This is a genomic window from Agrobacterium sp. AGB01 (genome assembly GCF_014851585.1).
GTDB lineage: Bacteria > Pseudomonadota > Alphaproteobacteria > Rhizobiales > Rhizobiaceae > Agrobacterium.
On sequence record NZ_JACVAB010000005.1, the window covers coordinates 1 to 14,456 of the forward strand.

Genomic DNA, 14,456 nt, shown 5'->3' on the forward strand with positions numbered 1-14,456 from the left:
TGTCGGGCCGAATGCCTGTGGCAAGTCCACGCTGCTGCGTGCCCTGTCGCGGCTGCTGTCACCTTCCTCCGGTCAGGTGATCCTCGACGGCAAAAACATAACCGACATTCCCGCTAAGGAAACCGCAAAGCGGCTGGGTCTGTTGCCGCAGTCCTCCATTGCACCTGAAGGTATCACCGTGGCTGATCTTGTTGCCCGCGGTCGATATCCGCATCAGTCATTCCTGCGGCAATGGTCGAAGGCGGATGAGGAGGCCGTTCTCGCAGCGATGGAGGCAACGCGCGTCACGGATCTGTCCGGACGGATGGTGGACGAACTGTCGGGCGGTCAGCGCCAGCGGGTCTGGGTGGCCATGGTGCTGGCGCAGCAAACCCCGATCCTGCTGCTTGATGAACCCACCACCTTCCTCGACATCGCCCATCAGATCGAGCTGCTCGATCTTCTGGCCGATCTCAATGATCAGGGCCGCACCATCATCGCTGTGCTGCATGATCTCAACCACGCCTGCCGCTATGCATCCCATCTCATCGCCATGAAGGACGGCGGCATCGTCGCCAAGGGAAAACCGGCGGACATTGTCACGTCAGAGCTGGTTGAGCATGTCTTCGATATGCCAGCTGTGGTCATTCCCGATCCAATAACCAACACACCAATGATCGTGCCACACAGCCGCCGGCATCTCCGCTCCGATTAGGTTTCAATAGTAGGAGCTGCGTAAAACCGAGATTGGCATTCATGTTTTTTACCGGAACAGGCCATCCCGTTCGTCATAGTTTGTGAGAGATATCTCTGTAGGGAGGGTTCCCCGTGAAAGACCTTTTGAAACGCTTTGCCGGCTATTACAGTCCGCATCGTGGCCTGTTTGCGCTTGATTTTTCGAGTGCGTTTGCCGCAGGTCTTCTGGAACTTGCCTTTCCCATCGCAGTCACACTGTTCATCGACCGTCTTTTGCCAACCAACCAGTTTGGCATGATCGCCCTTGCCGCAGTCGGTTTGCTGGTCATCTATCTCGTCAATGCTGGCCTTAAGGTCATCGTGACTTACTGGGGCCATATGCTCGGTCTCAGGATCGAGACTGAGATGCGGCGGAAAGCCTTCGATCACCTTCAAAAACTCTCATTCGGCTTCTTCGACAACCAGAAGACCGGGCATCTGGTGGCCAGGCTGACAAAGGACCTCGAAGAAATTGGCGAAGTTGCCCATCACGGCCCCGAAGACCTGTTCATTGCGCTCATGACGTTGATCGGCGCTTTCCTGCTGATGACGTGGGTGCATGTGCCGCTGGCGCTGATTACAGCGGTCATCGTTCCGGTCACTGCCGTTGTCACGACGCTTTACGGCAAGCGCATGATGGCCAACTCGCATGCGCTTTTTGGCAGGATCGGCGAGTTTAATGCACGTATCGAGGAAAATGTCGGTGGTATCCGCGTGGTGCAGGCCTTCACCAACGAGGATCATGAGCGGGCATTGTTCGCGCAAAACAACCGTAACTACCTGACCACCAAGCTGGAATTCTACAGGACGATGGCGGCATCCATGTCACTATCCTATCTTTCCATGCGTTTCGTTCAGGTCGTCGTCATGGTGGCAGGCGCATGGTTCGTAGTGCGCGGCGAATTGAGCGCCGGCGGTTTCGTCGGTTTCCTTCTGCTGGTCGGGATATTCTTTCGACCAATCGACCAGATCAATTCGATCATCGAGACCTACCCGCGCGGTATCGCCGGTTTTCAGCGCTACGTGTCATTTCTGGATACCAAGGCGGACATTGCAGACTGCGAAAGCGCCGTAAATGTCGCACGGTTGAAAGGCAACATAGATTATAGGGACGTCAGTTTTGGCTACAGTTCGGGCAACCCCGTGCTGAAGGCGCTGAACCTTTCTGTAAAAGCAGGCGAGACGATTGCCTTTGTCGGCCCATCCGGGGCTGGCAAAACGACGATCTGCTCGTTGCTGCCGCGCTTTTACGAGGTGACGAGCGGTGGCATAACTGTTGACGGTATTGATATCCGTGACATGACAATCAGATCGTTGCGCTCCAACATCGGCATTGTGCAGCAGGACGTGTTTCTGTTCGCTGGTACCATCCGTGAAAACATTGCCTATGGTCGTCTCGATGCCACCGAGGAGGAAATTACCGAGGCAGCGCGGCGCGCAAGACTGGATGGGGTTATCGCGTCGCTTCCTTCCGGCCTCGACACCGTCATTGGTGAGCGCGGCGTAAAACTGTCCGGCGGTCAGAAACAGCGACTGGCCATCGCCCGGATTTTCCTGAAAAACCCACCGATCCTGATCCTTGATGAAGCGACCTCGGCGCTCGACACAGAAACAGAGCGCGCCATCCAGCAATCACTGGCCGAGTTGTCGCAAGGCAGAACCACATTGGTGATAGCCCACCGTCTGGCGACGATCACCAATGCCGACCGTATCGCCGTGGTTGAGGACGGTCAGATCGCCGAACAGTCAGTCGGCAGATAGGCCGGTTGGAAGCCTTCCTCGGCGTCACGCTGTTTGAAAGGGTTGGCAATCGCGTCCGGCTTTTGCCGAATGGAGAGCGTTATGCGGTTCAGGTTCGCGAGACACTCGACCGGCTGGAGCGTGACAGTCAATATCTGATGGGGCAGCCGAGCGACGGCGCGAGCCTCGACATCGCAATCCTGCCGACATTCGCCACGCGTTGGCTCATCCCGCGTCTGAAGTCGTTCCAGGAGCGGCATCCGAATATCACCCTGCATCTTGCGGAACGGATGGAGCCATTCGTTCTCACCGGCAGCGGGTTCGACGCTGCCATCCATTTTGAGCATCCTGCCTGGACGGGAATGCGGACGCACCGCTTGCTGCATGAGATGCTGGTTCCGGTCTGCCATCCGGCGCTTCTCCGCGGAGGAGAAGGCGCGGTATCTCTGGACGAGTTGCCGCGCCTCCATCGGCGCCAGAACCCGGATGCCTGGCAACACTATGCGCAGGAAACCGGGATCGCCCTGACCAATCCTGCGGTTGGTGCTCGTTACGATCTTCACTCGATGCAAATCGAAGCCGCTTTGACCGGTCTCGGCGTTGCATTGGTGCCGCGCCTTTACATCGAGACAGAGTTGGCAGAAGGTCGCCTGATCGCGCCTTGGCCCGATGGCATGTCAATTTCCAAGACTTTCTGCCTCGTCCTGCCTGAGGCAATCCGATTGAGTGATGGGCCAATACAGGTGTTTGCGAACTGGCTTCTTAAGGAAGTACGATCGCCAAACCGAACACCTTGAAAGCGGGCATTTTCCACCAGCCTGCGCCGCCGAGTTGCGATAACAGGGTCGTGAGTCCACATCCCATCAAGAGCTTACATTTCGCGATAGCCGTTTTCGGCCCTAAGCCATCGTTGGATGAAAGCATCCCGGCCTAGGTGTCCGTCACACAGATCAGCCTCGAAGACGCACGACATCCTTCGAGGGTGGTAGCCCAAACTGTCTTGCATATTCTCGGCTGAACTGGTTCGGGCTTTCATACCCGACACCGAAGGCTACCGACGTTGCCGTTCCTTCTCCAGCCATCAAAAGCCTGCGCGCGTGCAGCAGGCGGACCTGCTTCTGATATTGGATCGGGCTGAGCGCCGTGATTGCCTTGAAGTGTCTATGGAAGGCCGAGACGCTCAGAGCTGCCATCTCCGCGAGAACCTCAACCCTCAGTGGCTTGGCAAAGTTTTCCCGAATCCATTGGATCGCAACGCTGATCCGCGACATCGCCGCATCGGGCGCGGCAATGTCCCGCAGCATCCAGCCCAGCGGGCCCTGTAGCACCCTGAACAGGATCTCACGCTCGTAAGCAGGTGCAAGCACGGCGACTTCGTCCGGACGGTCCGTCAACCGGAGCATACGCACCCAGGCGTCAAGGAACTCGTCATTGACCGGCGCGACGGAAAAGCCAGAGCCGAACAGCTTGCTGCAAACCTGCACGGGCAGATCGCTGATGAGAGCGGCGACCGTAGGCGGGTGGAGTGTCAGGCTGACCGCGAGATAGGGTTCCCCCGCCACAGAAGGATGAACCGATCCCACCGCCGGAAGGTCGACCGACATCACGAAATACGTCGCAGGGTCGTAGGCGAATGTCCGTTCGCCCACCGTCATCGTCTTCGAACCAGCCAGGATCAGGTTGATCATCGGCTCGTAGACGGCCGAAAGTCGATGCTCCGGTATCTCACCCTGAACCATCGCAACACGGGGAATTCCCGTTTCCGTTCGGCGGCTTTCCGCAGTCGAGGCCAGAACGCGCAGTTCCTGAAGTTGCTTTTCCATGGTGCAGACCGTGACAGTTCGGGAGGGCCTTTGCAAGGGGAAAGCAGAAATAGGCAAGCTTCAGAGAGGAATAGGTGAGCGGGCCAGACGGCGCCGACGTACCTTCAGGCCACACCAAACGGACAAGGAAACAGCCATGAAGATCGTCATCGTCACTGGGGGGAGCCGGGGTCTCGGAGCCAGCACAGCCATCGAATGCGCCCGCAAAGGAATGGGTGTGGTCGTAACCTACAACAGCAACCCCAAAAAAGCGGATGATGTCGTGAAGGCAATCATCGGAAATGGCGGTAAGGCCGTTGCCCTAAAACTCGATGTCGGCGACACCGGCACGTTCCCGGCGTTTCGTGATGCAGTTGTCTCGGACCTGCGGTCTGTCTTCGGCCGGGGCGATTTCGATTATCTCGTCAACAATGCCGGATACGGCCTCTTCAACCCGATCGCGACTGTGACGGAAGAACAGTTCGATGAGCTCTTCAATGTCCATCTCAAGGGGCCGTTCTTCCTGAGCCAGATCCTGCTGCCGCTGATGACTGACGGCGGCCAGATCATCAACATCACCAGTGCAACGACGCGCGTGGCGACTTCAGGCGTCGCGCCCTATGCCTCCTTCAAGGGTGGTCTGGAAGTCCTGACCCGCTACATGGCCAAGGAGTTCGGCGAGCGGAGAATCCGGGCGAACTCGATCGCGCCCGGCGCAATCCGCACCGAACTTGGCGGCGGCCTGAACGACGAGTTCGAGACGATGCTGGCAGGTCAGACGGCACTTGGCCGCGTCGGTGAGCCGGAAGAGATCAGTGGCGTCGTCGCCAGCCTACTGTCCTGCGAGAACCGCTGGATCAACGCCCAGAACATCGAGGTCGCGGGCGGCTACATCATCTGAACGAAGGAGAGCTATATGCTTGACCATATCTTCATTTCCGTCAACGACATCGATCGCTCGATCGCCTTCTACGAGGCGACACTGGCCCCACTCGGCATCGTTCATGCCCCTGATTACGAGGGAAAGGACGGCCCTCCCGGTCATCCCGATTTGAAAGGGTTCGGCGCGAACGGCCGGGTATTCTTCTGGCTCCGCGAAGGTGTGGTCGAAGGCCGCGCAGCCCATGTCGGTTTTATCGCAGAGAGCACTTCCCAGGTCGACGCAGCCTTCGCCGCCGCCATGACGGCAGGCGCCTCGGAAATCCATCCGCCGGGAGCACAGCTCCACTAAGACCCGCATTATTACGCCGCCCAGGTCAATGATCCGGACAGCTACAGTCTCGAATTTGTCTTCAAGGAATGGCAGCACTGACATGATAAAACTGATGATCAACGGCGCGACGGGCTATACCGGCCGCATGGCAGCGGCGCATGCGAAGGCGGCAGGCACGCCCTTCGTTCTCGCCGGCCGAAACGCAGCAAGCCTCTCGACGCTTTCCGCGGAACTCGGCGTCGAATACCGCGTCTTTGGTCTCGACGATGATGCAGCGATCGATGCCGGTCTGGTCGGCATCTCCGTCCTCCTGAACTGCGCCGGTCCGTTTATGCGCACGGCCAACGCCCTGGTGACGACGTCTATCCGCAACGGTGTGCACTATCTCGACACCGCCGCCGAACTCGACAGCTATCGCCTGGCCGAGACTTTGGACGACGACGCGAAGGCTGCAGGTGTCATGCTCATGCCGGGCGGTGGCGGAAGTGTCGCCATGCTTGGTAGCCTCGCGGCACATGCGGTGTCGCGTGTGAACGACCCTCGCAAGATCAGCATCGCGCTGCATGTGGCGGGCGGGCTGTCACGCGGTTCGGCGATCAGCGCCATGGAGAACGTCACCGTCGAGACCCTGGCGCGGGTGAACGGAGATCTTGTCGCCATTGCCGCCGACGGATTTCGGAAATTCGATTTCGGCAAGGGTGCGGTCGACTGCTTCCCGGTGACGCTGCCCGACCTCATCACCATCTGGCGGGCAACGGGCGTTCCCGATGTCGAGACCTTCTTGCATGTTACCGGCGACGGTTTTCCTCAGGGTAACCTTTCGACACTCCCTGATGGACCGAGTGAAGACGAGAGGTTGGCAAACCGCTGCCAGGCATCCGTCGAAGTCACGGGCGCGGATGGCAAGGTTACACATTCCTTACTCGATACAGTCAACGGCTACACGTTCACGGCCATGGCGGCAGCCGAGGCCGGCCGGCGCGCCTTAGGCGGCGAAGTCCGCCCAGGCTTCCAGACACCCGCGGCCCTGTTCGGCGCCGGTTTCGCACAGACCATCGCCGACACCTCGATTAACGATGTCTGAGGGACCCTTCACCATGGAGAAGCTCGTCCAGTCCTTCATCGCGGCCGCCAATGCCTTCGACGTCGAAGGGGCACTGTCCCTGTTCGCAGCCGACGCCGTGATCGACGATGTTTCGGTAGGCGATGCCTTCGTCGGTCGCGATGGTGTCCGCCGATACCTTGAGCGGTTCTTCGTCGGATACAACACCGTGAGCAAACTGCTGTCCATCGAAAAACTGGACAGCGTCCATTCGGATGTCCGGCTCGATTTCACAGGCGATTTCGGTCACGAGATCGGTATCCTGAAGATCGCAAACAATGCCACCGGCCTGATCGAGCGCATAGACGCCGATCTCGAATAGCAGATCTCACCAGTCCTATCGAACCAGAAACATCGGCGCCCAGCGCGCCGATGCCGACGACGGTCTGCATTCCGCAGGCCACCGGCACAAGAAGGAGCACGTCCATGACCACATCGCCATCGTTCACACGGGACGCAGCAGACAGACTAGCCGTCGTCGAGGCTGTCTATCGCTTCGCTGCAGGTATCGATCTCCGCGACAATAATCTGCTTGCCTCCTCGCTGGCGGAGAATGCCATCTCCGACTTCCGGCCGGCTGCTGCCAAGGCCGGCTTCGACTATCCGGTCAACGAGGGCAGGGATGTCATAGTCTCGGCGCTGACGACATCGCTTTCCTCCCTGGATACCACGCATTCCGTCAGCAATCCGCGGGTGACGATCGATGGCGACACCGCACGTATGGATGTTTTGGTCGAGGCGCAGCACCTTCCCCGCAGCGATCCCTCGCGTCATTATCTTATGAAGAACCGCTACGATGTCGAGTTGAAGAGGAACGGCGACATCTGGGTCATCACCCGCAACACGGTCGACAATATCTGGCGCTCCGGCGACATCGGAGTTCTCGCTGGCATCTAGCTCTTACTACCTGTGCTCGAAGAGAACGGGGGTCGACAAACTATCTCCATCGCCTAGACGCTGATTGCGGCAGGGTAGCGCGATGACCGCTTCTGGCGAACGGGCAAATGGGCTCAAGATTATTGACTACTCAATCATCAAGCGCAAGATGCATGCCAGCTTGGGTTTAAGCAGGACGACCTTTTGCACTCGGCCGTACTGCCGATGGGTCTCTTCTTCCCTAGTCGTACCACATTGCAATCATAGGAACGACGTATCGTCGGTTATATGACTCTTCGATGTGCCTTTCGCTGAGCAACCGTCCTGCAATTAAACGTGTCAATCGATGGATGACACATGCGCCCTAAACCTAGCGCATTTATTGAGTGTGCAGACAGGACGTTTTTTCATTGTCAACTTTCAGGTTAACGTCCCAACGTCCTGAGCCATCGATTATCTCGTCCGGTTTCGCAGCCACCTTTCCGTCATGCCACCACGGTGAGCGGGTCTGTGGCCGAGAGACTAATCGCGATTATTTGTGGTTTCATCGCTTCCGGAATTTCACATTGCGCTTGCCAAAAAAACTTGCCTGCAATAGTCAACATTTATGATTATTGAGTTTTCTGGCTGAGCTATGCGGATGGGTAAGCGACGGATATGGGATTTCGAGAACCTTTTCATTAGACACGCTCGCGACATTTCGCAGTCGCTTCGCCGTCGTGGGATCAACGAGGAAGCCGCCGCTGATCTTACCCAGGATACGTTTGTCCGCGTTTTATCCTCCCCACCGGCCGAGCAAGGAGCCAGCCCTAACCCCGCAGGTTACTTATTCCGCGTCGCCCGCAATCTGGGAATCGACCATCAACGGCGCCAGCGGCTTGTGACATATGTTGACCTTACGCCAGACGACTTAGCAACAATCGTTGATCCTTCGCCGTCCCCGGAAACAATCGTTTACGACAGGCAGCGACTGGCGTTGACACAGGCGGCACTCGCGGAACTACCAGCACGCACCCGCAAGGCGTTCGAACTGCACCGCATGGACGATATGACGATCGCGGCAGTGGCGGCCGAGCTCGACCTGTCGGTGTCGCGCACCTGGACGCTTATCCGCACGGCCTACGAACATATCGACGCCCGCTTGACGGTTAGCAGATAAGATTTTATCCGAAAAAACAAAAAAACTCCGCGCTTCATTCGTAATGATAGATGCGGAACGTGCGTTTACAGCTCCGCTACCGACGAGAAAGCGCAGGCAGGGAATTGATGGCTGGCCAAACTGAGGATCGTCGCTTGTTCAGGGAGGCGACCGACCTAGCTATTCGCCTTCAGAACGATCCGGCCAATCCGGTTCCGGTGCGGATGGTGCGCGTGTGGGCGTCACGTAGTCCTGCACATGCTGCAGTCTGGGCGCGCGTTGCCGAGATCCACGGGATGACAGGCAAAATTTTGGCCGAAGAGCGCAGGGCACAGAGCGGCGGACGGTTGTCGCGACGCAGTTTCATGATTGGTGGCGCGGTCGGATTAGGGGCTATGGGAGCCGGCTCCATGGTGCTGCCTGACGTACTTACACGCATGCGTGCCGACCATCTCACCGAAACTGCCGAAATTCGGCGTATCGACTTGTCCGATGGCACGATCATGACACTCGGCCCCGAAAGCGCAGTCGCACTTGCCTACTCGGATACGCACCGCGGGGTGGAGCTTTTGGCAGGTATGGCGAATTTTGCAGTGGCTAGCGACGCCTTGCGACCGTTCTCCGTGCGCTCCAGCTCGGTGACCGCGACGGCGCTCGGGACCCAATTTGATGTTTCGAGCGACGCAGGGTTTATCTCCGTTTCAGTCGAACATGGTGAGGTAAAAACGCTCGCGCCGGATACGAACTTGAGCGAGGGCGAGCGAATGGTTGCCGGCAACTGGATCACCTTCGATCCTGCGGCCGGTCAGGTGGTGCGCGGTACGCGCGAGGCGTCTGAGTTCGGGGCCTGGCGCAGCGGCCGGATCGTCGCAGATCAAGAGACTGTTGCAGCGATGGTTGCCAAGATTTCGCGCTGGATTCCAGGCCAAGTCTTCATAGCCGATCCCTCCCTTGGTTCGCGGGTGGTCAGCGGCGTGTTCGACCTCAGCGATCCTGTCAGGGCGCTTGAGGCGGTAGCGAGGCCTTTCGGGGCGAAAGTGCGTGGAATCGGCTCCGTGGTGACCGTGATCTACACCGTCTAAAAAACTTCAGGAAAAAACAGAAAATTCCGGTGTCCCATTCGTAAAGCAATATAAGGGGCTGCATTACAAAGCGATCAGGAATGCCAGCTCTCCCAATTGCGAAGCGGAGTTGTTTGGATATGGGCCACAAATCTCGGACATTCATTTTTGGTGCAGTCAGCCGTAAGGCAATGGTCACGGTTTTACTGGCGACGACTGCACTGCCGGCCAGTATCGCACTGGTGCGCGCAGAAGCGTTCGCACAATCTTCATCGCAGACGAATTTCAAAATTCCAGCAGGGTCGCTTTCCAGCGCGCTGGCAGCCTTCGGCAGCCAGTCCGGAACGCAAATCTCCTATGACGCATCCCTTGCCGCAGGCAAGTCCTCGCCTGGTGTCCAGGGGGCGGCGACACGCGAGCAGGCGCTGGCACGCATCCTAGAGGGATCGGGCCTGGGCTATTCATTCGCCGATGCCACCAACGTCGTCATTACAGATCGTGTCGCGGCAGCACATGAGAGCTCCGCTATTGCGACAGACGGCTCCTTGGTGCTGGACACAATCAATGTTGAGGGTGGTCGCGGAAACGCGGTTTACGATCCTTATCGAACAGCGGCCGCAACCGACTACATTTCGGAAGAGGACATCGAGCGCTTTCGTGGCTCTACGCCAGGCGACATATTCCGCGGCACACCAGGTGTTATCTCGGCGGGTGCACGCAACAGTGCAGGTTCAATCGATCCCAACATACGCGGCATGCAGGGCATGGGGCGCGTTACGGTTAAAGTAGATGATGCCGAGAACCAGATTTCGGTTTACCAGGGCTACCAAGGCATTTCCAACCGCACATTCGTAGATCCCGATCTGATTGCTGGCATCGACATCACCAAAGGTTCCGACGCAGCTTCCTCGGGAGTTGCGGGTACTGTCGCAATCCGCACACTGGACGCGTCTGATATCGTCAAGGATGGGAAACAGTTCGGCCTGCGCATCAAAGGCGGTTCCGGCACCAACACGACGTCGCCGGAGCGCGGTAACAAGGGCGGCTACTTGATCAGCAACCCGCTTGGTAGCACGAACGATCCGAGCAGTGGATACGGTTCGGCCACGGGCTCCCCGGACGGGTTGGACCGCCCGGCTTTCCTTAAACCAACGCAGGGCTCGGCCAGCGTCGTGGGCGCCATGAACACTGAGAATGTCGACCTGCTCGCTGGTTACGCCTACCGCGAGCGTGGCAACTATTTTGCGGGCAGGCATGGTCCTTCCGCCAATATCGTGAGCACGGGTCCGCGCCAGTTTTGCTATTCTAACGGCGATTGCCCCGAGTACCTGCTTTACCGCGACTACCTCGAAAACCAGGGTATCGCAGCTTACCGGGCAGGTGAGGAAGTGCTCAACACGCAACTACGGACGGAATCCTATATCGCCAAAGGTACTGTCCGCTTCGGCGACGGGCACAGCGTGAAGCTAGGTTACAATGGCTACCGCAGCGAGGCTGGCGATCTTCTGGCATCGACGCTTGGTTCAGAATACAGCCAGCCGACCCAACAAGCTCAGACGACGGGCATCAGGCTGAATACAGGCACCGCTCAATACCGGTGGAACCCGGACGACAGCGACCTATTCGACGTAAAGTCGAACCTCTGGATCAGCAAGCTGGAGCAGCGCAATCCCATTCGCCTCAGAAACTGGCTCAATCCCCCGCCTTCAGGATATGGTCTCCCGGACGATTTTCGTGTTGGCTCCGACACGACGATGTGGGGTGGCGACGTGTCAAATACGTCTAAACTGGATACATCCTATGGCTTGTTTAGCCTGAACTATGGCCTTTCCTACAAGGACGAGGACACCACGCCAAGCGCATATACGCGTATGCTCGAAGGCGCCGGGCTGCGCGACGGTGACCGGCGTGAAGCAAGTATCTATGGAAAAGCATCCTGGCACGCCCTAGATTGGCTGACGATCAATTCCGGGCTGCGTTACCAGCGTTACTGGGCCGAGGATCGCAGCGCACAGGCAAGCCCCAATAACTACGACCCTGCCACCTATGGCCAAAAGCTCGATGGTGGCGGTTTTAGCCCTTCGTTCGGTGTAACAGTCGAGCCGATCAAAGGAACCCAATTATACGTGAATTACTCGGATACGATGCGGTCGCCGAGTATAATGGAATCGCTGACAGGATTCAGCACCGTCTTTAATCCCACACTGAAGCCCGAACGTTCCAGCAACTGGGAAATCGGCTCAAACTTCGTCAGGGACGATTTGTTCGCGGCGGGCGACCGCGGCATGCTGAAGCTGGGATACTTCAACTGGAGCGTCAGTGATTACATCGCACGCGAATTTGCGACCATTCCGACAAATGGCTTGAATGTACAAACCATGCGTCTTTTCAATATGCATGAGGCCAATTTCAGCGGAATAGAATTGTCCAGCCGCTACGAACTCGGTGGCTTTACTGCCGAACTCGCAGCAAACTACTACCTCGACGTCGAGTATTGCCGTACCGCAGACAGTTGCGGTAACTCCTCGCTTTATGCGGACTACGCGACCAATCAAGTTCCGCCTGAATATTCTGTAGACCTGACGCTATCGCAAAAACTCTTCGACGATGCTCTGACGATCGGTGGGCGCGTGAACTATACCGGCCCACGCGCGATCGGTCATGGCGAGACCACCGTCGCTGGCGCCAGCAGCTTTATCTCGCTGGTGAAATGGGAGCCTTACACGCTGGTCGACGTGTTCGCAGAGTACAAGATAACCGACAGCCTGACCGCTACCGGCCGCATTGAGAATCTGTTCGACAAATTTTACGTCGATCCCCTATCACTTGTGACACAGCCCGGGCCGGGTCGAACTTTCTATGTGTCTCTTACCGCGAAGTTTTGACCTTCAACATGATCGGGCGAGCAAGCGGTCGCGCGATCATTGGCAAAAGACAAAGTTCGATCAATTAATCTGGTACTTTTGACAACTCTTGCTCGCTCGACGCGGCTGAAATGATCCACACACCGCTTCGGACATCATCAACGCGACAATTGAAAATTGTCGCGACTGTCTTCGATGCACGGATTGTGGACCTGAAGCGCTCGAAATGTGCGGTGCTGATCGCTTCGTCGTCGTGATCAGCGACATTATTGACTACACATCAATTCGACCTTTCGGACACAGGTCGGAATCAATGCCGAGCGGGACGTCTGCTAAAGCTAAAATGGCGTTGGACGCCATTTACAGTTTGCCGCAATAGGGATATTATATATCCTTAATTGCCGCCCTTTGGCGTTACCGGAATTGCTTTCATGATCCTCAAAAGCCAAGTTGAGTGGGCGCTACACTGCTGCGCCATCCTGTCGGGTTTGCCAGAGGGGAGATATCTCTCAACAAAGGCGCTTGCTGAACTGCATGGGTTGCCAAAGGAGTATCTCTCTAAAGCACTGCAAAGTCTGTCTCAAGCAGGTCTCGTCCATACGACGCTGGGGCCATCAGGTGGATATCGGCTTGCCAAGCCTGCCGGAGAACTGACGTTTCTCGACGTTGTCGAAGCAGTGGAGGGCAGTGGCCGCACCTTTGTCTGCCAAAACATTCGCGCCAACAATCCCTGCCGTCCGAAGGACTTCTGCGAGAGTGGCCCGTGCGCGATCGCCCGTATCATGTGGGAGGCGGACGAAGCCTGGCGTGCCGCGCTGCGTAGGGCGACGTTTGCGGATCTCGGCAGAACGCTGGAGAAGGAGGTTGATCCGGCAATATGGGCAGGAACGTTTGAATGGGTGCTAAAGCGCGCGGGTTGAAGATCGCGCGACGGTATTTCCCGATATCGTCGCGGCAGACACGAGGAAACTGTGCGAAGGCATTGCAAATGACATTCCTGAACGTGCTAGTTGCTGGTGAACAGCATTGATGACCTCATTGCGCGCCGGCGTTCGCTTGGCCGGGCTCGTTACACGGAACTGAAGCTCAATATCGAGTGCGACAGCATCAATGCCCTTCAGCGCTACGACCGGCTTTGGATCCTGAACGATGCATCGGCATGTCTGCAAAACGGATATAAGAGCATCCTCGATTTCTGAAGGCTTGCGGTCGGCAGAAATCCTCATCGGCAACACAATCAGGTGTGTTTCGTCGGGGCGAGTGAGATTGGTAAGCCCGATTTTGGCAAGTGTGCTATTTGGCAAAACGACGATATTGTGAGCAGGTGTCAGGATCTGTGTGGAGCGCCAATCGTTCTGGACCACGCGTCCTTCCGTGCCATCGGCAAGATTAATCCAGTCTCCGATCGAAAACGGCTTGCCCAGTGTCAGCGCGATCCCGGAAAATACGTCACTTAGCGTGTTTTGCAATGCAAGCCCAACTATGATCGCCACCACTCCGGACGTTGCAACGAGTGTGCCGATCGGTGCTCCGAAAACGAAGCCGATAATTGATAAGGTTACCCCGACATACACGCCAGCGATAATCAGATCCTGAATCAGCCGCGCTTCTTGTGGCCGACGGTCGAGGACGATGTAGAGCCTGACAATGCCGATCGCTGCCCAAGCAAAATGTACCCACCAGAAAACCCGTGCCGATGTCGCGAGATAAGCTTGCGCACCCGGGAGTTCGCTTGCGGCGACCCGGTATGGGAGTATGCCGGCGCAAACAAGTACGGTGGTCATCGACAGAAAAAAAAGGATCTGGACAATCAACCGAGCAGTCGGTCTCTTCCGACCTTGGAGGAGCCAGATGATGATGCCGATCACGCCGAGTGCATTCACCACCGCGAATGCGAAAAATCCAAAGTGACTGGACATGGCGCGACGCTCCGATTAACTAAAGAA

General features: G+C 57.3%; 14 protein-coding genes. 12 read left to right on the forward strand and 2 right to left on the reverse strand.

Annotation, left to right across the window (positions count from 1 at the left end; all coding sequences use genetic code 11):
- The 3 genes from IB237_RS17215 to IB237_RS17225 form a co-directional block, all read left to right on the forward strand.
- Window positions 1–694: ABC transporter ATP-binding protein (locus IB237_RS17215; protein WP_192489936.1), on the forward strand; the 694-nt coding region annotated here is incomplete at its 5' end.
- Between the two features lie 113 nt (window positions 695–807).
- On the forward strand, window positions 808–2,475 hold the full coding sequence (locus tag IB237_RS17220) for an ABC transporter ATP-binding protein (protein ID WP_192489937.1): 1,668 nt from the start codon (window positions 808–810) through the stop codon (window positions 2,473–2,475).
- Window positions 2,476–2,480: 5 nt separating this feature from the next.
- Window positions 2,481–3,251: a LysR substrate-binding domain-containing protein gene (locus tag IB237_RS17225; RefSeq protein WP_210324009.1), complete on the forward strand. Its 771-nt coding sequence runs from the start codon at window positions 2,481–2,483 to the stop codon at window positions 3,249–3,251.
- Between the two features lie 153 nt (window positions 3,252–3,404).
- Here IB237_RS17225 and IB237_RS17230 read toward each other — a convergent pair whose 3' ends face one another.
- Window positions 3,405–4,277 carry an AraC family transcriptional regulator gene (locus IB237_RS17230; RefSeq protein ID WP_192489938.1) on the reverse strand — a complete coding sequence of 291 codons (873 nt, stop codon included), beginning with the start codon at window positions 4,275–4,277 and terminating at the stop codon, window positions 3,405–3,407.
- Window positions 4,278–4,413: 136 nt separating this feature from the next.
- Between IB237_RS17230 and IB237_RS17235 the strand changes: the two genes are divergently transcribed.
- From IB237_RS17235 to IB237_RS17275, 9 genes are all read left to right on the forward strand, one after another.
- On the forward strand, window positions 4,414–5,157 hold the full coding sequence (locus IB237_RS17235; RefSeq protein ID WP_192489939.1) for an SDR family NAD(P)-dependent oxidoreductase: 744 nt from the start codon (window positions 4,414–4,416) through the stop codon (window positions 5,155–5,157).
- Between the two features lie 15 nt (window positions 5,158–5,172).
- Complete coding sequence (locus tag IB237_RS17240) at window positions 5,173–5,487, forward strand: VOC family protein (RefSeq protein ID WP_246788039.1); 315 nt, start codon at window positions 5,173–5,175, stop codon at window positions 5,485–5,487.
- A gap of 82 nt (window positions 5,488–5,569) precedes the next feature.
- On the forward strand, window positions 5,570–6,553 hold the full coding sequence (locus IB237_RS17245; RefSeq protein ID WP_192489940.1) for a trans-acting enoyl reductase family protein: 984 nt from the start codon (window positions 5,570–5,572) through the stop codon (window positions 6,551–6,553).
- 13 nt (window positions 6,554–6,566) lie between these two features.
- Complete coding sequence (locus tag IB237_RS17250; RefSeq protein WP_192489941.1) at window positions 6,567–6,893, forward strand: nuclear transport factor 2 family protein; 327 nt, start codon at window positions 6,567–6,569, stop codon at window positions 6,891–6,893.
- Window positions 6,894–6,997: 104 nt separating this feature from the next.
- The gene (locus IB237_RS17255; protein WP_192489942.1) at window positions 6,998–7,468 is read left to right on the forward strand and encodes a nuclear transport factor 2 family protein; all 471 of its coding nucleotides are present in this window, start codon (window positions 6,998–7,000) and stop codon (window positions 7,466–7,468) included.
- 619 nt (window positions 7,469–8,087) lie between these two features.
- Window positions 8,088–8,606: an RNA polymerase sigma factor gene (locus IB237_RS17260; protein ID WP_192489943.1), complete on the forward strand. Its 519-nt coding sequence runs from the start codon at window positions 8,088–8,090 to the stop codon at window positions 8,604–8,606.
- 203 nt (window positions 8,607–8,809) lie between these two features.
- A complete protein-coding gene (locus IB237_RS17265; RefSeq protein ID WP_246788094.1) occupies window positions 8,810–9,667 on the forward strand; it encodes a FecR family protein in 858 nt (285 codons plus the stop codon).
- A gap of 119 nt (window positions 9,668–9,786) precedes the next feature.
- Window positions 9,787–12,531 (forward strand): TonB-dependent receptor, encoded by a 2,745-nt coding sequence (locus tag IB237_RS17270; protein ID WP_246788041.1) that lies wholly within the window; start codon window positions 9,787–9,789, stop codon window positions 12,529–12,531.
- A gap of 410 nt (window positions 12,532–12,941) precedes the next feature.
- Window positions 12,942–13,430: an Rrf2 family transcriptional regulator gene (locus IB237_RS17275; protein ID WP_192489945.1), complete on the forward strand. Its 489-nt coding sequence runs from the start codon at window positions 12,942–12,944 to the stop codon at window positions 13,428–13,430.
- On the opposite strand, the gene IB237_RS17280 is transcribed toward IB237_RS17275, so the two are convergent.
- The gene (locus IB237_RS17280) at window positions 13,413–14,429 is read right to left on the reverse strand and encodes a mechanosensitive ion channel family protein (protein ID WP_192489946.1); all 1,017 of its coding nucleotides are present in this window, start codon (window positions 14,427–14,429) and stop codon (window positions 13,413–13,415) included. The genes IB237_RS17275 and IB237_RS17280 overlap by 18 nt on opposite strands.
- Window positions 14,430–14,456 lie beyond the last annotated feature (27 nt).